We start from the raw sequence: 18,728 nt of genomic DNA on the forward strand, positions 1-18,728 counted from the left end.
GCAGTAAAACGGAATCTATAATAACAAGCGCCAGGACTATTCTACGGACGGATAGGAAGAATAGTTGACGAGGTCGGGGGTTATCGAATTATTCGGCGGGTGCCTCCCAGCTGTGCATCGCAGTTGTTGCTTTATCTTTAAACCATTAGGGTGACCTAGTGTACAAAGAGATAAAGAAAGATGTCTTATAATACAACACGGGAAAGGGGCAGGACAAAAGCCCCTTCACTTTAAATCGGTCTTTTGTCTCTGCCCCTTAAAACAAGGAGGACATCGACATGTGCGGAATCGTCGGTTATATTGGACAAAATGATACGAAAGAAATTTTATTAACAGGCTTGGAAAAATTAGAATATCGCGGATATGACTCTGCAGGAATTGCAACTTTAGGTGAAGATGGTGTACACGTAACAAAAGTAAAAGGACGTATTGCAGCGTTACGTGAAGAAGTAGATAATCGTATTGAGGCTACAATTGGTATTGGTCATACGCGCTGGGCTACGCATGGTGTGCCGAGTGTGCAAAACGCGCATCCACATCAAAGCTCATCTGAACGTTTTACCATTGTGCATAATGGTGTTATTGAAAACTATGTTGCCCTAAAGAAAGAATATCTAGAAGATGTAGACTTCGTTAGTGAAACAGACACAGAAGTTATCGTACAGCTTATTGAAAAACTTTATGAGAAGCATCAAGATACAAAAAAAGCATTTGGAGAAGCAATGAGCCTGCTAAAAGGTTCTTATGCTATCGGCTTAATTGATGCAGAAGATCATGATACTTTGTATGTATCCAAAAATAAAAGTCCACTGTTAGTCGGTTTAGGAGAAGGATTTAACTTAATCGCAAGTGACGCAATGGCAACGTTGAAAGAAACAAATGAGTACTTGGAAATCTATGATAAAGAAATCGTTCTTGTGAACCGAAGCTTTGTTGAAGTGCAAACATTAGATGGAGAAGTAATCGAACGTGAACCATTTACAGCAGAAATCGATGCAAGTGATACAGAAAAAGGAACTTACCCTCACTTCATGCTGAAAGAAATTGATGAACAACCAATCGTTATGCGAAAGATTATTCGTGAATATCAGGATGAAAAGGGCGAATTAAAGTTAGATAAAGATGTTCGTCAAGCCATGAAAAAAGCGGATCGCATTTATATCATTGCAGCAGGAACGAGCTATCACGCTGGATTAGTTGGAAAAGAATTTATTGAAAAGCTTTCTAACATTCCTGTAGAAGTTCACGTTGCTAGTGAATTTTCATATAACATGCCGCTGCTATCTGAAAAACCATTGTTTATCTTTATCTCTCAAAGTGGTGAAACTGCAGATAGTCGTGCCGTTTTAGTTAAGATAAAAGAATTAGGACATCCAGCACTTACATTAACAAACGTGCCTGGATCCACCCTTTCTCGTGAAGCAAATTATACGTTGCCTTTACATGCTGGACCAGAAATCGCTGTTGCTTCCACAAAAGCATACACAGCACAAATCGCTGTCTTAGCCATTCTTGCAGTAGATACAGCAAGAACAAAAGGTATCGAATTAGATTTTGACCCGCTTCAAGAACTTGCTATTGTAGCGAATGCAATGGAAGTTATTACGAACCAAAAAGAGGAACTTGAGCAGTTAGCAAGAGATTATTTTGCTACAACGCGCAATGCATTCTTTATTGGTCGCAGTACAGACTATCATGTTGCTCAAGAAGCAGCATTGAAGCTAAAAGAAATTTCTTATATCCAAGCAGAAGGTTTTGCTGGAGGAGAATTGAAACATGGTACCATCGCATTGATTGAAGATGGCACACCAGTTGTTGCTTTGGCAACGCAAGAAAATGTAAATTACTCCATCCGCGGAAATGTGCAAGAAGTTGTGGCGCGTGGAGCAAATGCAATGATTATCAGCTCAAAAGGTCTAGAACACGATGAAGATGCTTTTGTATTGCCACCGGTTCATGAGCTGTTAACTCCATTGGTAAGTGTTATTCCAATGCAGCTGCTATCTTACTATGCAGCTCTTCACCGTGATTGTGACGTGGATAAACCACGTAACTTGGCGAAGAGTGTGACGGTAGAGTAGGAGAAGGATTTAATTAATATTTGTTGTAGGATTAAAATAAAGTCGCGATGTTTGTAAAAAAGATGCGAAGCTTTGCCCCTTTGGATTTGATTGTCTAAAGGGGTGTTTTTGTTATGAAAGTATTTCAATCTCACATCCGGAAATACAGGATAAAGAGAAGTCTAAAGAAGAGAAGAAGTATACATATCGTTCTTTAAATAAAAAAGATGGTGAAGAAGGATTTACATTAGATGAACAAGTCGATGGGGCTACGGAAGATTTTGATCTTGTACAGATGAATCAATTAAGACATGAATATACTTCGGTGCCTAAGGTCAAACGGATTAAACGTGGTTCTTCCAAGCAACATTTGGAAGAAGACGAAAATACCAAGAGATACTACGGTGAAAATGACTACATCCGTTCTGCAGCAGATAGTGGTGGTCAGCAATTGGCTAGGGGATTGGAACATCAAATGCTGCATGAAATTAAGGCTCAAGGGGAATTGCAGGACTTTATTAATGTCTTGAAGGTATTGGAGCAATATCCAGAAGTAAAAGCAATTCGGGCATTTACTGATGTATTGCCGGAGGGACTAGGGGAACGCAGATTTACAAGGCTTAGCGATGGTATTACTAAAAGACGTTATGTGATTGCTGAAGTATTTATGATGAATGGTAATCGCTTCAACATTATTGAGGTTGAACGTGAACATCGTTCATTATCGACGATTATTTTATCCTCAAATTCCGTACAGAATTGGGCTTCCATTTATCAGCATTTGCTTGTGAGCCTTGTTAATGCTAGTGGTACTTGGGTTAGCAAGTCATTAGGATACTTTGAGAAACAAGGGGTTAAAATAGTAAAAGCAAAGCATAGTAGTAAAGGTATTCAACATAGAGCTGGTATTTTAATAGGTAAACTCTCATAATGCCTGCTTATACGTTTTATTTCAGAAAATGAAGGGAAGACTCATTATTAATGGGGGATGACTTCCAACAATCAGGCTTACATACAATGTAATTAACTCCTTTAGAGCAAAAAAATGATACAAAAAAATAACTTTCACCACAATTGGACAGATTGTTGATTATAAAAAGGTTAATTCCTAGCTAGAGGAAGGAACAATTCGGCTTTTTCCTTTATTATTATATTGATAATACGATGGCAACAAGAGGTAAAATAATTTATGTTCACCTATTCACTGCTTGTGCTTAATAGAATAAAGAAACTTTTTTCAATCAAATTCGTATAAAATATATAGGTTAAATTAATTATTGCTATGATATAAAGTTTTTTCAAGGAGGAATTAATATGGCTACACAATTAATTGGCTTCTGTATAATTGTAATAGTAGTTGTTCTAATATGGATTTATCTTAATAAAAGTAAAAAGGAAAAAGAAGTTGTAAAGACAAATCTAAACAAAGATTATCCTGAGCTTTCTAAGGAAGTTCAAGCCATGCTTGAGCGGAATGAAAATGAGGTAGCTGTAGTTAAATATGTTAGAGAAAAAACGGGTTTAGGTTTATTGGATGCAAAAGAGTTTGTAGATAAAAATAAACCATCAAAATAATTTACACAAACATAAAAGCTGCTAACAAAGCAATAAATAAGGTTGGCAGTTATTTATATTTACACAGTTTTAAATGTCCCTTGCAATAGGAGTGTGCCTTTTTTGGAAGATGAATTTCATTATCAACAAAATCGCATTTCAAAGAAAATAATAACAGTTTTAAGAATTAGTTACTCTATTGGTTATCTAATAATATTTCTGGTACTTTTTAGCGTTCTCCTTATAAACTATTATTTCGGTTGGTATGTTTGGCTGCCGATTGTTATATATAGCCTGTTCTGCATTGCGCTAATCAGTGGCATTTGGTCAATCCTTTTTAAACCTGTGTTTTTTCAAAAACATTGGCGATATCATATTGATGAACAATACGTTCGTTTAAAATATGGCCACATTAATGAAACATTTATTATTGTTCCCATGACAAAAATACAATTTGTCTCAATAGCACAAGGGCCTATTCTACGGAAATACAAGCTATGCACAATTAATATTGGAACGATGGGCTCTTCTCTATCCATACCTGGACTAACAAAAGAAGAAGGTGTGGAATTAAGTAAGCAAATTGCTCAATTTGCAAAAATTAAGGAAGTTGAACAATGAGACACAGAAAACAACGTCTACATCCATTATATATTTTTCTGGAGTTTGCCACTACTTTAAGAAATTTCTCAGTAGCAATTATCTATTTTATTGTTCTAAAGTTTAATGTTGATTCCGGTTTTTATATTTTCATGCGTTACTTCCTATATATTTATCTAATTCTTAATTTCATTTATATTATAATACGATGGCTGACAACGAGTTATATTCTTAATGAAGATTATATTCAAATGAATTTTGGTATTATTTCAAGGCAACGACGCAATATTCCTTTGATACAAATACAAAACATTCAGCAACAAACAACGGCTGTTCTACGTCCTTTTAATGTTACTTCGGTAATATTAGAGACTGGATCTGTGAACAAAAACGCATCAATCAAACTAAATGTAATTTCTAAACAGCAGGCAGATTTGATTACAAATACTATAGGACGTTCACAATCGGGTACTCCTATAGAAATCAATAAGCTAGAAAGAATGGATAACGAAAATCTCCAGACTAAACGTACCGTTCATTTTACAACTACGAAGAAGGATATAATAAAAGCATCCTTTACATCACTTCAATTTCTAGTACTAATACCTATTTTAGTTTCTATGTATTTTAGGGTGAATGAATTATATAATATCGAAGCCCAAGTAGACCACTGGATTGCCAATTTATTGATGTCATGGATCTTTATTATTATTTCAGCTTCACTCTTAGTCATAGTGTCTATTATTTTTGGAATTGTAATGACTTATTTTAAATATGGAAAATTTATAGTCTCTTCAGATTCCAAACATATTTTCATACAAAAGGGTGTATTTAATGAAAAAGTTTTTACAATTAAAAAACATCATGTACAAGCAATTAAAATTGAACAATCATTAATAAAACGTTTACTTGGTATTGCGGAGGTAAAACTTGTTACTGCAGGCGAAATTGATAAAGAAGAAAATACCTTTAGCTCGCTCTATCCTTATTTACCCATTCAAAAAGCATATTTATTAATACAAGAATTAACTCCTAATTTCACAGTGGTACATACTATGGAACGTTTACCCAAAACGGCATTATGGATGAATCTTCTTCGCATTCCTTGGTTTGGGATTATCTTTACAATATTACTCTTTATTTTAAATATTGACTTATGGTGGTCTGCTGTTATTTTTATTCTTGCTTATGGAGGGCGTTTTCTGCAATACTTGAATACGGGCTATATTATTAACGGAGAGATTTTACAATTCAAATCTGGGACATTTTCGAAAAATGTTTTTATCACTAGACGTGAGAAAATTATTGAGGTCAGATTAAAACGATCATGGTTACAAAAGCAGTTTAAAATTGCTACACTAAAAACAGTCAATCGATCTAAACCAGTTCATCACGAAATGATTGAAGATATTCCTTGGAAATTTGGAGAGTCATTCATTAAATGGTTTGAAAAACGACCAGTTAAAATCGTTAAAAGTAATTCCAAATAGTGAAAATGAGCGCAATTATTGAACAACAAGGGGAGAAAATGATCAAACTTTTTTATAAAAGTTTTTCATACTTTCACAAGTGATAATCCATTTTGATCAATCTTTTTTCAAAATGGATTCTTTTTATTTATCGTGAAATGTGAGTTTGGGAGGTATTTTTAATCAAACTTTATTCCAAACCAACATTGGACACTATACCTTCAAGACCAAGTGATTCTACGCTGTTAAATAGTTCATGCCCGTCTGAATACGTTGGGCAAATAGAAATGTAAGGTGTGTTTGTTATCACGGTTTCCAAAGCTGCTAATCGATCAGCAATTGGTTTGTTTAGTAAAGATTCGCCATTTAAAAACAAGATATCAAACGCTGAAAAATGGACGGGCAACAAATCTGTAACGAGAAAAATTATTTTCTCCATCAGCTAACTCTCCCTTGCTTTATGGATCCTACCGATAAAATATTGGATAACTTAAATTGTCTGAATTGGCACTTAGTATAGCAATAGGCTTTTACCGTTGTTTGGGATATGGCTAATACCTCAATTTGTAGATTTAAAATAAAGTTTAACCGTTTGTAAAAAAGTTCGACCGTTTATAAAAAAATTAACTGTTTATAGAAAAATTGCACCGTTTTTCCCCTTTTGGATATGCTTGTCCAAAGGGTATTTTTATAAAACTGGAGAGAGTATTATTAAAAAGGGAAATGAAAATAAAAATTGTCTTTTCTCTCCATCTTCCTGTTAAGTGTCCAACTAAAGTCTTTTTGTGCATTCAACTATGGCCTTGACGTTTTAAAGAATTTAACATATTATAAAAACAAATAAACAAATTGTTTTTATGTTTTGTTTTAATGTTAGATATGAGGTGAAATTATAGTGCCAAAATTTACAGAAGCAGAAAAAGAGAAAATTAGACAAAATATGTTGCAAACTGCCCACCAATGTTTTATCAATAAGGGGTTAAAAAATACATCAATTGAAGAAATAACTTCTGCAGTTTCTATAGCTAAAAGCAGTTTTTATGTCTTTTTTGAATCAAAAGAAATGCTTTACCTTGAGTTATTAGCCTTAGAGGGAGAAGAAATTGAAAGACGAGTCTGGCCAAAGGTGGAACAAGAAAGGGATGTACGCAGGGCAATTAATGTCTATTTGCATGAAATGTCTTCTGCGTTGGAATTGAATATCTTAACAAAGAGGCTAATCACAAATCTGGATGAATTCAACATGGTCACGAGAAAGATAGATCCGCAATATTCTGCAACTAATACCCTAAGAAGCATTGTTCCACTCATGGAATTTATTAAGAAGAATAAAGAGCTAAAAACAATCGTAGAAGAGGAAATCGAGATTATTGCTGGTGTGATCCGAGCTTGTTTAGCAATGATTATTCATAAAAAAGATCTTGGTGAGGAAATTTATCCTAAAGTTCAAGAGATTGTTTTTAATGCTGTAGCAAATGAACTGGAAAGATAAAAATATTATTAGGAAGTGATAAAATGAGTAACTCGAAAAATGAAGTTTTAGAGCTTGCTTCTAAACACGGGTTAATCCTAAATAAGGATACTTTAGTATTTAATGAATCAGGTCTGGATTTTCAGGTGGTATTTGCAGTTGATCAGCTAGAAGATGAATGGGTACTGCGATTACCCAGACGTGATGATGTTATGCCAAGAACTAGGGAAGAAAAAAAAGCATTAGATTTGGTGAATGAGCAGATCACAGTTTTTGAAGCTCCAAATTGGTCGATTTATACAAATGATTTAATTGCATATAAAAAGTTAAATGGAGTCCCTGCGGGTACAATTGATCATGATATTCAAAACTATGTGTGGGAACTTGATATTAACAATGTGCCAGAATGTTTTTACCAGACCCTTGGAAAAGCACTTGTAGCTTTGCATAATGTTCCAATCGAAAAGGCTATGGAAGTTGGTTTAACCTTGCATACACCAGAAGAAGCAAGACGGTCAATGAAGGACCGTATGGATGCTGTAAGAGAAGAAATTGGTGTAGGTGATTCACTATGGGATCGTTGGCAAAGCTGGATTCAGAATGATGAAATGTGGCCCAATAAAACTGGACTAATTCACGGCGATGTTCATGCAGGTCACATTCTGATTGATCAAGCTAGGAACGTGACGGGTTTGATTGATTGGACTGAAGCAAAGGTGTCTGATGTATCGAATGATTTTGTTGTACTTTTCAGGACTTTTGGGGAAGAGGGCTTTGAATTGTTAATCAATGCCTATAAAGAGGCAGGTGGATATGTTTGGCCGAAAATGAAAGAGCATATTATTGAATTAGAAGCGGCATATCCTGTTGCAATCGCAGAATTTGCAATTGTATCTGATAGTGATGAGTATTTGAAGATGGCAAAACAGGTGTTACAAGTGATTGAAGCTTAATCACGGATAACCGCTGGACCTTTTTATCTATTAAGATGGAGGAATCTTGAATGAGTGAAAAGATGATAAGCGTTAATGGTGTTAATATTTGTACAGAATGCTTTGGGGACTCTAATAATCCGGCTATTTTGCTTATAATGGGAGCTAATGCCTCGATGGTCTGGTGGGACGTTGATTTTTGTGAAAGGTTAGCTGCTACAGGCAGATACGTGATCCGTTATGATAATCGGGATGTCGGAAAGTCAACTTATTACGAACCGGGACAAATTGGGTATACAATCGTTGACTTGGTTGATGACGCTACGGGGATTCTTGATGCCTATAACATAAAAGAAGCACATGTTGTAGGAATGTCTTTGGGAGGAATGGTGGCTCAAATTTTAGCGTTAAGACATGCCAAGAGAGTTTCTACGGCTACTTTAATCGCTACAACTGCTATTGGTTCCCGCAGAACTGACTTACCACATATAGATACCAAAATACTAGAATATCATTCAGCGGCGAATACAGTAAACTGGGATGATCAAGAATCAGCTGTAAAGTATATGGTCAAGAGTTGGCAACTCCTTAATGGATCAAAGCATGATTTTGATGAAAAGAGGATATATGAATTGGCGAGAACCGATTTTAATCGGGCAAACAATTTGTTAAGTCAATTTAACCATGCCCTTTTAAAAGGTGGGGATGAGTACGCCAGCCAGCTTAAAGATATAAAGGTTCCTATATTAGTTATTCATGGGACAGAAGATCGGGTTTTACCATATGAGCATGGTAAAGTTCTATCTAAAGAAATCCCTAATTCCAAACTTCTAACTCTTGAGGGAGTTGGCCATGAAATACATTATCAAGATTGGGATACCATAATTGATGCTATTTTTTCTCATACAGAAACAATTAAAAGTAAATAAACTTAGGTTTGAAATCCCATTAGTGTTGAATGCACTTACTTAAATATGTAGTATCTAAGCGACAAGAAAACGGGCAAGGGGTACGTGGAGCTCATTATATTCTTAGCGATTGTAGTAATGAACAATTCTACTTATCTCTGTATACTTTTTTCTATTATATCCCCCTGTTTCTTTCCTCTTCCCCATGCTAAAAAAAGTCGGTACCTACTGCTAAATAGTTGGTATCCAAACGGCAAAGGAAGCGGGAGGAGCAGCGGGTAGGGCATTATGTAATCAACCGTTATCCAATCAAAAATCAATATCAATTCGGGGCTGGGTCCATTAGTGATCTGTATAAAAAAGTCGTACCGTATTGGAAGGGTAAATCTAAAAGAGACATTGTTATATCAGCATTTATAAAATATTTTGATCGAACTTTTTTATAAAACTACACAATCCTTCAAATGAAAAGAATCTACTTTAATCAATATTTTTTCAAAATAGCTTCCTCTTTTTTTGCCATAAAATACGGGTTTGTGAAGGATTTTTGATCAAACTTTATTTCATAGCAACAATGATAATAATGTTTAAGTCTGAAAAATATTCCCTTATTAAGAGAATGGAAAAGGAAAATCATTTTAACATAAGAGAGTTATTTAAGTTATTAGATTTTAATTATTTAATTAATGGATCGACCGCAGGAGAAATATCACTCAATGAAGCTATAGACTTCATTCTTAACATTGATAAGGCTACAGTAGAATTAATCACAGTGGGTACAAATCAAAACACTTTAGTTTGCCATTTTTCACCTAGATATCGCCATTGTCATTGCGATTGCACGGACGAGTATCTAAAAATCACATATGAATCGGAACTTGAAATATTAAATAGTAATGGGGAATATGAAATCAATATACCTGTTTGCGATTGTGATTACTGGGAAATAGAGTCGCTCTAAAAAAGCGACATAACAATTTATAGAGGAGGGTTTTAAATATGTTAGAACGTGTACAAGAATTAACAAATGAATTGAATACTGCAAAAGAGCAAAAAGAAGTTATTTCAAGGTTTATTGAACAAACAGAAGATATTCCTCCCATTGTTTTAAAAACATTAAAACAGAAGGTAAGGAGATTAAAAATCACTGTTCAGGATTGTGAACTTAGATTAAAAAATTACGAGTAAACTATGTCGCATTTCGAATAAAAAGGCAAATAGCCACAACCCTAACTGATTTTCTGTATTAAATTAGGGTTGTTATTTTTCGGCGAGTTAACAAGGCTGGACACTGCGTAAGCTTCCATCAGGTCCTCGGGTAAAGGTGCCAATAGATCGTTAAGGCGATCCGTATTGGTGATGGATTTATCAAGCCAGGTAGATTCGTATTCTGGTTTAATAATAACCGGCATGCGGTCATGGATCTCTTCTACAAGCTTGTTAGGTTTTGTAGTTATAATAGTACAAGAATGAACAGGCTTCCCATCAGGCGAGCGCCAAGTTTCCCATAAGCCTGCCATTGCAAATAGGTTATCAGATTTAAGTTTTATACGCATTGGGGTCTTAGTCTTATCGTCATGCCGTTTCCACTCATAAAACGAGTCAGCAAGGACTAAACAGCGCCTTTGTTTATATGCGTTACGATAGCTAGGTTTTTCTGTCAACGTTTCTGCGCGGGCATTGATCATCTTGTAGCCGATTTTCATATCTTTTGCCCATGAAGGGATTAAGCCCCAACGGAGGTAGCCTAAACGGCTGTTAGTTCCGTCGTTAATGACTGCTAATACAGATTGGGATGGAGCCACATTGTAATTCGGGGTGTACAAGCTTTCGTCGATCATTTGGTCAATGTCAAAACGCTCGATAATTTCATCAAACGTTGCGAAAAGGGTAAAACGGCCGCACATAGGATCACTCCTTAATAATAAATTTTTGAAAACTAGCACTACGCATATAACCTTTTTTACTTAGACATTGGTATTTAACCTCGCAACTGATAAGGGGATCAAGATAAATATAGTCTTTATCCTCACTGGTTATCAACTGCTTGGAAATTTGGTAAAAGGATTTTCGTTCATTAGGTGGTACAAATTCAAGTACGCCTTTATAACGGTCATCAGACCCAAGCATTAACCAGCCGAATTTTTGTTTACGAATACCAGCGATTTTGACAGTAGCATACTGATAGTTTTTGATCTTTAAAAAAGAATTAGTAGGTCGAGCATCCATTGTATAAGTTTTATCTAAATTCTTGGACACTATACCTTCAAGACCAAGTGACTCTACGCTGTTAAATAGTTCATGACCGTCTGAATACGTTGGGCAAATAGAAATGTAAGGTGTGTTTGTTATCACGGTTTCCAAAGCTGCTAAGCGATCAGCTAGTGGTTTGTTTAGTAAAGATTCGCCATTTAAAAACAAGATATCAAACGCTGAAAAATGGACGGGCAACAAATCTGTTAATTCTTTTATCTTGCCAGCCCTAGTTGCTCTAAACCGAGACATCAAACTATCAAAACATGGCTTATTGTCAGAGTCAAAGCAAATCATTTCTCCATCTAATATGCAGTTTGAAACGGGAAATTGTAGATTTTGTAATTCGGGATATTTATAAGTCACCTCATTGCCGTGACGAGTGTATATCATAATAGCTCCATCATTAAAGTGTAGCAAGGCTCTATGACCATCTAGTTTTAATTGATGAATGTAGTTTGCTTTAACTGGAATATAATCGCTAGGGTGTACGAGCATTGGTTTAATGGCTGTAAATAACATATAAAACCCTCCATATTCAATTTTAACATCATAATAGTATTGGTTGAATGGAAGGTTTCAGGGAAAGTAGCCAGAAAAAGGCATACTTATGGCTATATATCGAACCATAAGCTTGCCATGTAATGATAGGATATAGGGTTTATCACAGACAACTATGAAGTGGTTTTGTGTCATCTTCAGTCCATAGTCTCTACTCCTGCAATTTCATCAAGATTTATATAAACTACATCAATCTCATCTAAATCGATTCGTATTTTTTTTAGTTGAGGATCGACACTGTGAATCCAACCAATCATATCTCGAAAAAAACCGTCGCTCCAAACGGTAATTCTTACCTTTCTATTATTAGCTCTAGCTTCCTGAATGATCAGAGAATACTCTTCCCATTGCTGTTCGTCAATGGTCGGTTTTTTATCTTTTGTAGCATCAAATCTTGAAGCGTTTAGCGCCGAGACGTGTTCGGGTAGCATCATTCTACTGGACTCCCAGCGTAGGTTGTGACCTTTAGTTAATTTATTAATCGCCATTATTTATAATGCCCTCCAATCTTAGCAGTACGTTCAGCCGCCTGACCTGCACCTGTAAGAGAAGAAGCTCTATATAAAGCTGCATGACCATACTTATTCCAAATGGCATCAATCGCTTCATTTAGATGTTCTTTATGCAAATAGTTGTCAAACAAGTCCAGTTGATAATTGTTGGATATTTCTAGGTTTGACAGGCTTACTCCTAAACTCCTTATGGGTTCACGGTCCCAAAATTGTTTTAAGAGTTTAAAGGCAGCGTTAAAAATATCTAAATCGTAATTAGTGGGAAACGGCAGTGTGACTTGCCTATGAAACCCTGTGGGGTAATCAAAATTAGCCCCACGAACTCCGCACGACACAGTGACCCCCATATATCCTTTTAATCTACAACGCCTAGCTACTTCTGTGCAAAGCTCTAATAACACGACCTTAATCTCGTTTAGATTTTTGTAATCCCTTGGCAATGTCATTTGATGCCCAACTGCTTTTTGCTTGTCGTGAGTCGTAACAGTGACGGGCGAATAATCTATCCCGTTGGCTGTTTGCCATAGCACTTCTCCATTTACACCCCAGCGTTTTATCAAATATTTAACAGGGTATTTAGCTAGGGCTCCTATCGTATAAATGCCCATCCCATGTAAATGTCTCTGCATTTTATTGCCGACACCAAACATACTCCCAACAGAAAGCTTCCAAAGCTCTTCGATATTGCTCTGATCAAGCCGAAAAATGCCGTCCTTATTTTTCTTTGCAAAATTATCGCAAGCCATCTTGGACAAGATTTTATTCGGCCCAATCCCTACTCTGGCATATATTCCAGTGTCATGCATAATTTTAGATTGTAATCTTTTAGCGATTTCAAATTGATTACCGAATAGTCTTTGACTTCCTGACACATCCATAAATTGTTCGTCAATGCTAAACGGCTCAACAATAGGTGTAAACTGTTCCATGATTTTGCTTATTTGCACAGAAACATCTATATATAATTGCATGTGTGGACGGACTACTTGGACCTCGGGACATTTAATTAAAGCAGAACCTAATGTCTCAGCGGTAGTGATCCCCTTTCTCTTAGCTAACGGACAAGCAGCAAGTACGATCCCACTTCTTCTTTTCGGATCTCCGGCTACGATTACAGGTTTATCTTGTAAAGATTTATCCCTCGCCTTTTCAACCGAAGCATAAAAGGATTGCATGTCAACGAGAAAAATTATTTTCTCCATCAGCTAACTCTCCCTTGCTTTATGGATCCTACCGATAAAATATTGGATAACTTAAATTGTCTGAATTGGCACTTAGTATAGCAATAGGCTTTTACCGTTGTTTGGGATATGGCTAATACCTCAATTGTGCGCTGGCTTATTTGATGGTCATTGTCAATATAAATGATCTGTATAGGAGTTTTATTGTCACATGCTCTTTTTATAAAATTAATCACATTAATCGCTCCGAACATTTGTTTTGTATAATTTATATTATATACAAACGTTCGTTCTTTATACAAAGGAAAAATATTCTATTGACATAGTTTTTTTAGACTTAGACAAAAAGAAAACAAAGGAAGAATTAAGATTCCGAGGGTATTGCGATATTGAAAATAAATGTATTTAATCTTTATCAGATGGTATAATTAGAGGACAATAGCATATTGGTTAACTCATGGGTGGTTGGCGCACCCCGAAAGGGGGTGATGCCGATGACAGTTGCAGAAGGATTGATGCTTATGATTAGTTTCGGAGCGTTAATTGTTGCGATTATGTCAGATAAAAATAACAAAAAATAAAACCCACCCTTGAGTTAGCGGCTCATTAATAGGGTGGAATATCCTTAAGTGCCAGCCCCCTTGAAGGGAACCAAGCTATTGTATAGGCTGAAGGTGTTAGCGCACCTTCAGTCGTTTTTAATGTATTCATTTCTAATTACATTATACCCTTTTATATAAAAAAAGAAAACATAAGTTGATTAAGTTGTTTAAAAAGCACACGTTTGTGTATAGTTGATCTTATGGTTTCTAGTTTTATTTTTTAAGTTGTTTTGATTTTGATAGATGGTAATGAGTTCGTCTAGCTTTTGACTACAACGTAGGGTGTCATAGCTATTTAAGCTAGTTAGCCTTGCAATTTGGATCAATTCCTTTTTCAGTTGATTGATCCTACGCTTCTGTAGCCTAAACAAATTAATGAAGGACCCTTACAAAAAAATCATGCACGTATTGTAAACTTTATTCGAATAGTTAATATGATACCCCTAAACAATATATACCAAGTATGTATTGTTTAGGGGTATTTTTGAATTCAGAAAATACGATTTGTATTATTTTAAAGTGTATTTAGACTTGTGTTTTGATTTTTTTATTATATACTTAGTATATAATAAAATGAGTGAAGAACGGGAGGAAATAATATGATTAAAATTAGTAATTTAAATAAGGAATTTTTGCAGGGTCAAGAAAAAACTCAAGTGTTGAAAGGTGTTGATTTGGACGTTAGGGAAGGAGAGTTCGTGGCTATAATGGGGCCAAGTGGTTCTGGAAAAAGTACATTACTCCAACTTTTAGGTGGTCTCGATATACCTACTAAAGGAGATATATTAATAAACCAGAGTTATTTAAATAATATGACGGAAAAAGAAAGAACGATATTCCGTAGGAAGTACATAGGTTTTATTTTCCAAAATTACCAGCTACTACCTACATTAACTGTAGAAGAAAATATAGCTTTTCCTCTTCATGCAGATGGCAATTTAACTAAAGAAAGAAATCAACAAATTTTAGAATTACTCGATTCCGTTGGATTGAACGGGCTTGGTCGGAAACGAGCGAATTTGCTTAGTGGTGGTCAACAACAAAGAGTAGCTATAGCCAGGGCGCTGGTCAATAATCCTTCCGTTTTATTAGCTGATGAACCAACAGGAAATTTAGATAGAAATAAAGCCGAAGAAATTCTTGGATTAATATCAAGATTCAACCGAGAAAACAATCAAACAATCATAATGGTTACGCATGACATTTTCGCAGCTGGATTTGCGGATCGAATTATTCTTTTTAAAGATGGAGTTATTGATCAAGTGATTTCTAGAAAGGATGATGATTATGCTGAATATGTGGCGAATTTCATGGCGTAACATAACAAAAAATAAAAAAAGATTTTTTATTTCACTGCTTGGGATTATCTTAGGCATATCTTTTGTAACATCTATGCTTGTTGCAGACAAAACAACAAATGATGTTTTCAATTATTATGAACAAATGTATGTGGCTAATGCGGATTACTGGATTCTAAGTGATAAACATACATTATCTGAAGATTCTGTTTCGTCGGTTTCGACTAGTTCAGCTGTTATGGAAACATTGCTCGCTCTTGATAAACAAGCTTTCTTTGAACTTGAGGGCGATAAATCTCTTAATCAAAGATCAGTACGAATCACGGGCGTGAATGATCAAAATAGTCCTTTACTAAAACTTCCCGTGATTGAAGGTAGTTTAGATAATGAAGGGTTGGTAATACCAGAAGTCGTTGCAAATCTGTTAAATAAAAAGGTAGGAGATACAATTCGGTTTGCCGATTTGGGAGAAGCCAAGGTTTCCGCCATTGTTGAATATACACAGCTGCTTGCAAGCCCCAGTGACTGGGAAGGTGCTGAATCGACCAGCTTTCGCGTTATGGCACCACTTGATTTGTTAAGAGAGTGGACGGGTATGGATAACGAGCTTTCATATTTACGATTTCAAACAAATGAAGACGGGCAGCAACTCTTTCAATCTCTCCAGAAAGAATTTCTTCATTCAAATGTATATGTACAGCCAGTTGTCGCAGATGATCAACAAAGTAACGACATCGGGGGACTGTATACATTCTTTTACTTAATTGCTGGGTTATCTATGTTTATCAGTGGTTTCATTGTTTTTAATATGATTTATACAAGTGTTATGGAGAGGAAAAAGGAATTTGCGATAATGAAGAGTTTTGGTTATCTGCAAAGTTCTGTTTCCAGACTTATTTTTATAGATGTCATACTTTTAGCATTAATAGGTACAGCAATTGGGGTACCCATAGGAATTTGGCTCGGAGATATGTTTATGCAAACTTTGCTTAGCGTATTTGAGTTTGACATGGTTTACACGTTAAATTGGAAAATACCGGCATTAACAGCCGTAGTAATTGGAATTCTATTTCCTGTTGTTTTTTCTTTATTTCCTATTTACAATGCGGGAAAAACTTCGGTGTTATTGACATTAAAAAAGGCAAATCAAACGCATTCATCAACGAGGCAACATATAATCAGAGCCATTGTGGGAGTTGGTTTGCTTTCTTTTGTATTTATTGATCATCCTGTCTCTTATTTAGCTATTTTAGCAAGCATTATTCTGTTGTTCCCATTACTGTTACTAGGTCTGAGTCGGATATTTAAACCTATTTTGAAGATAGTTTTCGGCTACTCTGGAAATATGGCAGCCCGAAATCTCACACAACAATTAAATCGAAATGCCAATACTTCCGCTATTCTTGCCGTCGGGATAGCAGTAATATTATTACTGAGTGCGGTTATAGAAACTGCTCCCGAAGGATATGAAAACGAAATTAGGAATACGTATGGGGGAGATCTAAGAGTTACTTCAGAAGCGCCTTGGTCTAATGAGGATATAGCAACTCTGCGATCTTATGAGTCTGTTTCAAATGTTGAGCCTTTTACGGAAGCTAAGCCAATTACATGGGAAACAATCGATGGTAAGAAGAGGCAGTTTTCCATCTTTGCTGTAGATAAAGAGGGACCAACCTTGTTTGAGGACCCTGAAAGAGATGAATTATATAAAGAATTAAAGAAGGAACCATCTATTCTTCTTGGCAAACGGGCTTTTGATGAATGGGGTGGAGATGTTGGGGGATATATTCACATAAATGCCCCTTCTGGTGTACAACAACTTAAAGTCATTGAAGTTGTGAATACATCGCATTATTCAGGCTATGTCGCATTTATGGATGAAAGTTATCTAAATAATGAATTTGGCTGGGCGAATAGTTTTGACATGCTACTAACTTTAAATGACGGATATACTGGTGAACAATTACGGGATCAGTTATGGCAAGATTTTAGCAAACATCTCTCAAAAGTTGAAACTGTAGAAGAAGCAATCAAATCAACTACTTCTGCATTATCTGGCATGAACGAGTTAATTTTAACCATGTTAGTTTTAATCGTGGGGCTAGCTAGTATTGGTACAGCTAATACTTTATTAATGAATACTTTGGAGCGCAACTCCGAGATAGGAACAATGCGAGCACTTGGTTTTACTAAACAGCAAGTTAGAAAAATGATAATTGGAGAAGGTCTACTTATAGGATTGTCAGGAGTTATTGGAGGTATAGCATCAGGAATGATATTAGTTTATGTCACCAGCCAATCTAAACTTCTTGGAGGGTTTATATCTTTTCAAATACCTTTAGGAAATATTATACTGGCGCTGATTGCTGGTGTTTCTCTAAGTCTCTTTGCTTCTTGGATTTCTAGTACTACGGCTAGTAAAATAAATATTATATCATCACTCAAAGAAGGTTAAGTAATTATGTCGGTTAAATACGGAATATTAACATTGCTAGTCCTAAAAAATAATCATGGGTATGAATTAAAAATAGAACTAGAATCCCTTTTGGGAATTAAAGGGAAAGTTAACCCAGGACAAATCTATACTACTCTCGACCGTTTAATTCGTGATCAACTTGTCTTATCTGTAGGAATGGATGACCAAGAAAGAAAACTTTATAAAATAAATACGGAAGGTAAAAATGAGTTGGAAAATTGGTTGTTGGAACCCGTACCCTATCATTCTACTAGGGACGACTTCCATTTTAAATGGAGCTGTGCCCGTAAGATTAATTTCGAACAGGAAAAGAAAATGCTTGATCAACAAAAAGCAATGATAATGAAAGATGTTATGGAATTGACTAAATTAAAAACGGAATTTCTTCTTCAAGGTGACGAGAATAGGTATTTATTAATCACTGGTACGCTCTTGCGTCTAGAAGCAGATTTAAATTGGATTAATCAGGTTGAAAATCGAAATCGGTCGTAATTTCTAGGCAAAGGTTTCTACAAAGAGAAAACCTTTGCTAAATAAGTCGAAAGTGACCTTACGTAAACCCTTTTACACTGTTACTAGACTTTTTACTTTATCACGAATTTAAAAGGAGAATCCTATTTTGAAGAAAGACGATAGGTACTGTCAATAAGTTTGTGTAAATTAATAGGGTATCCTCTCTATTGGGATGTATTTTCAGACACCTTCCCCGGGTACCCGGGGAAGATGTCTGAAAATTAGCTCGTTTCTTACCTACTCCCCGTAGCGCTCTTCAAACATGTTTTGTAATGCTTGATATGCGCTTGCGAATCCTCTTAACTTACGTTCTCCCCATCTTTGGTTATAATCTGTTA

At 35.6% G+C, this 18,728-nt stretch carries 19 protein-coding genes; 13 read left to right on the plus strand and 6 right to left on the minus strand.

Translation table 11 applies throughout. The annotated features are described in order from the left end of the window. Positions 1–278 precede the first annotated feature (278 nt). The 5 genes from glmS to KI343_RS16740 all read left to right on the plus strand — a co-directional run bounded on the left by glmS (position 279) and on the right by KI343_RS16740 (position 5,704). Complete coding sequence (gene glmS / locus KI343_RS16720) at positions 279–2,081, plus strand: glutamine--fructose-6-phosphate transaminase (isomerizing) (protein ID WP_212927557.1); 1,803 nt, start codon at positions 279–281, stop codon at positions 2,079–2,081. 304 nt (positions 2,082–2,385) lie between these two features. Continuing rightward, positions 2,386–2,991, plus strand: coding sequence for a Tn7-like element transposition protein TnsE (locus KI343_RS16725; RefSeq protein ID WP_244857055.1), 606 nt, complete (start codon positions 2,386–2,388; stop codon positions 2,989–2,991). 383 nt (positions 2,992–3,374) lie between these two features. Continuing rightward, complete coding sequence (locus KI343_RS16730; RefSeq protein WP_212927558.1) at positions 3,375–3,635, plus strand: ribosomal protein L7/L12; 261 nt, start codon at positions 3,375–3,377, stop codon at positions 3,633–3,635. 102 nt (positions 3,636–3,737) lie between these two features. Further along, positions 3,738–4,235 (plus strand): PH domain-containing protein, encoded by a 498-nt coding sequence (locus tag KI343_RS16735; protein ID WP_212927559.1) that lies wholly within the window; start codon positions 3,738–3,740, stop codon positions 4,233–4,235. Then, positions 4,232–5,704, plus strand: coding sequence for a PH domain-containing protein (locus KI343_RS16740; protein WP_212927560.1), 1,473 nt, complete (start codon positions 4,232–4,234; stop codon positions 5,702–5,704). The genes KI343_RS16735 and KI343_RS16740 overlap by 4 nt, the downstream gene beginning before the upstream one ends. A gap of 169 nt (positions 5,705–5,873) precedes the next feature. On the opposite strand, the gene KI343_RS16745 is transcribed toward KI343_RS16740, so the two are convergent. Further along, positions 5,874–6,122, minus strand: coding sequence for an ATP-dependent DNA ligase (locus tag KI343_RS16745; protein ID WP_212927561.1), 249 nt, complete (start codon positions 6,120–6,122; stop codon positions 5,874–5,876). Positions 6,123–6,578: 456 nt separating this feature from the next. On the opposite strand from KI343_RS16745, the gene KI343_RS16750 reads away from it, so the two are divergent. The 4 genes from KI343_RS16750 to KI343_RS16765 all read left to right on the plus strand — a co-directional run bounded on the left by KI343_RS16750 (position 6,579) and on the right by KI343_RS16765 (position 10,182). Further along, positions 6,579–7,175 (plus strand): TetR/AcrR family transcriptional regulator, encoded by a 597-nt coding sequence (locus KI343_RS16750; RefSeq protein WP_212927562.1) that lies wholly within the window; start codon positions 6,579–6,581, stop codon positions 7,173–7,175. 23 nt (positions 7,176–7,198) lie between these two features. Next, on the plus strand, positions 7,199–8,107 hold the full coding sequence (locus KI343_RS16755) for a macrolide 2'-phosphotransferase (protein ID WP_212927563.1): 909 nt from the start codon (positions 7,199–7,201) through the stop codon (positions 8,105–8,107). A gap of 50 nt (positions 8,108–8,157) precedes the next feature. Next, the gene (gene mle / locus KI343_RS16760; protein ID WP_212927564.1) at positions 8,158–9,015 is read left to right on the plus strand and encodes an alpha/beta fold macrolide esterase; all 858 of its coding nucleotides are present in this window, start codon (positions 8,158–8,160) and stop codon (positions 9,013–9,015) included. Positions 9,016–9,993: 978 nt separating this feature from the next. Further along, entirely contained in the window at positions 9,994–10,182 is a 189-nt protein-coding gene (locus KI343_RS16765) for a hypothetical protein (protein WP_212927565.1), read from the plus strand. A 41-nt stretch (positions 10,183–10,223) separates the two neighbouring features. Here the strand turns inward: KI343_RS16765 and KI343_RS16770 are convergent, their stop codons facing one another. The 4 genes from KI343_RS16770 to KI343_RS16785 form a co-directional block, all read right to left on the minus strand. Further along, entirely contained in the window at positions 10,224–10,901 is a 678-nt protein-coding gene (locus KI343_RS16770; protein WP_212927566.1) for an SOS response-associated peptidase, read from the minus strand. A 4-nt stretch (positions 10,902–10,905) separates the two neighbouring features. Beyond that, on the minus strand, positions 10,906–11,769 hold the full coding sequence (locus tag KI343_RS16775; RefSeq protein WP_212927567.1) for an ATP-dependent DNA ligase: 864 nt from the start codon (positions 11,767–11,769) through the stop codon (positions 10,906–10,908). Between the two features lie 176 nt (positions 11,770–11,945). After that, positions 11,946–12,296 (minus strand): YolD-like family protein, encoded by a 351-nt coding sequence (locus tag KI343_RS16780; protein ID WP_212927568.1) that lies wholly within the window; start codon positions 12,294–12,296, stop codon positions 11,946–11,948. Then, positions 12,296–13,525 carry a DNA polymerase IV gene (locus tag KI343_RS16785; RefSeq protein ID WP_244857058.1) on the minus strand — a complete coding sequence of 410 codons (1,230 nt, stop codon included), beginning with the start codon at positions 13,523–13,525 and terminating at the stop codon, positions 12,296–12,298. Before KI343_RS16785 ends, KI343_RS16780 begins: the two co-directional genes overlap by 1 nt. Positions 13,526–13,947: 422 nt before the next feature. On the opposite strand from KI343_RS16785, the gene KI343_RS20230 reads away from it, so the two are divergent. After that, positions 13,948–14,082 carry a putative holin-like toxin gene (locus tag KI343_RS20230; RefSeq protein WP_244857056.1) on the plus strand — a complete coding sequence of 45 codons (135 nt, stop codon included), beginning with the start codon at positions 13,948–13,950 and terminating at the stop codon, positions 14,080–14,082. Between the two features lie 188 nt (positions 14,083–14,270). Here the strand turns inward: KI343_RS20230 and KI343_RS20385 are convergent, their stop codons facing one another. Further along, the gene (locus KI343_RS20385; RefSeq protein ID WP_280530147.1) at positions 14,271–14,474 is read right to left on the minus strand and encodes an aspartyl-phosphate phosphatase Spo0E family protein; all 204 of its coding nucleotides are present in this window, start codon (positions 14,472–14,474) and stop codon (positions 14,271–14,273) included. 228 nt (positions 14,475–14,702) lie between these two features. Here KI343_RS20385 and KI343_RS16795 point away from each other — a divergent pair, with 228 nt between their 5' ends. The 3 genes from KI343_RS16795 to KI343_RS16805 are packed head-to-tail and all read left to right on the plus strand — an operon-like array spanning position 14,703 to position 18,369. Then, complete coding sequence (locus KI343_RS16795) at positions 14,703–15,422, plus strand: ABC transporter ATP-binding protein (RefSeq protein ID WP_212927570.1); 720 nt, start codon at positions 14,703–14,705, stop codon at positions 15,420–15,422. Then, positions 15,391–17,856 carry an ABC transporter permease gene (locus KI343_RS16800; protein ID WP_212927571.1) on the plus strand — a complete coding sequence of 822 codons (2,466 nt, stop codon included), beginning with the start codon at positions 15,391–15,393 and terminating at the stop codon, positions 17,854–17,856. Before KI343_RS16795 ends, KI343_RS16800 begins: the two co-directional genes overlap by 32 nt. 6 nt (positions 17,857–17,862) lie before the next feature. Beyond that, complete coding sequence (locus KI343_RS16805) at positions 17,863–18,369, plus strand: PadR family transcriptional regulator (RefSeq protein WP_212927572.1); 507 nt, start codon at positions 17,863–17,865, stop codon at positions 18,367–18,369. The last annotated feature ends 359 nt before the right edge of the window (positions 18,370–18,728 follow it).

This window comes from Oceanobacillus sp. J11TS1 (assembly GCF_018333215.1).
In the GTDB taxonomy this organism is placed as follows: Bacteria; Bacillota; Bacilli; order Bacillales; family Amphibacillaceae; genus Oceanobacillus.

Coding starts and splice junctions, on each gene's coding strand:
- glmS (WP_212927557.1), top strand. CDS start 279: ATGTGCGGAATCGTCGGTTATATTGGACAAAATGATACGAAAGAAATT.
- KI343_RS16730 (WP_212927558.1), top strand. CDS start 3,375: ATGGCTACACAATTAATTGGCTTCTGTATAATTGTAATAGTAGTTGTT.
- KI343_RS16740 (WP_212927560.1), top strand. CDS start 4,232: ATGAGACACAGAAAACAACGTCTACATCCATTATATATTTTTCTGGAG.
- KI343_RS16745 (WP_212927561.1), bottom strand. CDS start 6,122: ATGGAGAAAATAATTTTTCTCGTTACAGATTTGTTGCCCGTCCATTTT.
- KI343_RS16755 (WP_212927563.1), top strand. CDS start 7,199: ATGAGTAACTCGAAAAATGAAGTTTTAGAGCTTGCTTCTAAACACGGG.
- mle (WP_212927564.1), top strand. CDS start 8,158: ATGAGTGAAAAGATGATAAGCGTTAATGGTGTTAATATTTGTACAGAA.
- KI343_RS16765 (WP_212927565.1), top strand. CDS start 9,994: ATGTTAGAACGTGTACAAGAATTAACAAATGAATTGAATACTGCAAAA.
- KI343_RS16770 (WP_212927566.1), bottom strand. CDS start 10,901: ATGTGCGGCCGTTTTACCCTTTTCGCAACGTTTGATGAAATTATCGAG.
- KI343_RS16775 (WP_212927567.1), bottom strand. CDS start 11,769: ATGTTATTTACAGCCATTAAACCAATGCTCGTACACCCTAGCGATTAT.
- KI343_RS16780 (WP_212927568.1), bottom strand. CDS start 12,296: ATGGCGATTAATAAATTAACTAAAGGTCACAACCTACGCTGGGAGTCC.
- KI343_RS16795 (WP_212927570.1), top strand. CDS start 14,703: ATGATTAAAATTAGTAATTTAAATAAGGAATTTTTGCAGGGTCAAGAA.
- KI343_RS16800 (WP_212927571.1), top strand. CDS start 15,391: ATGCTGAATATGTGGCGAATTTCATGGCGTAACATAACAAAAAATAAA.
- KI343_RS16805 (WP_212927572.1), top strand. CDS start 17,863: ATGTCGGTTAAATACGGAATATTAACATTGCTAGTCCTAAAAAATAAT.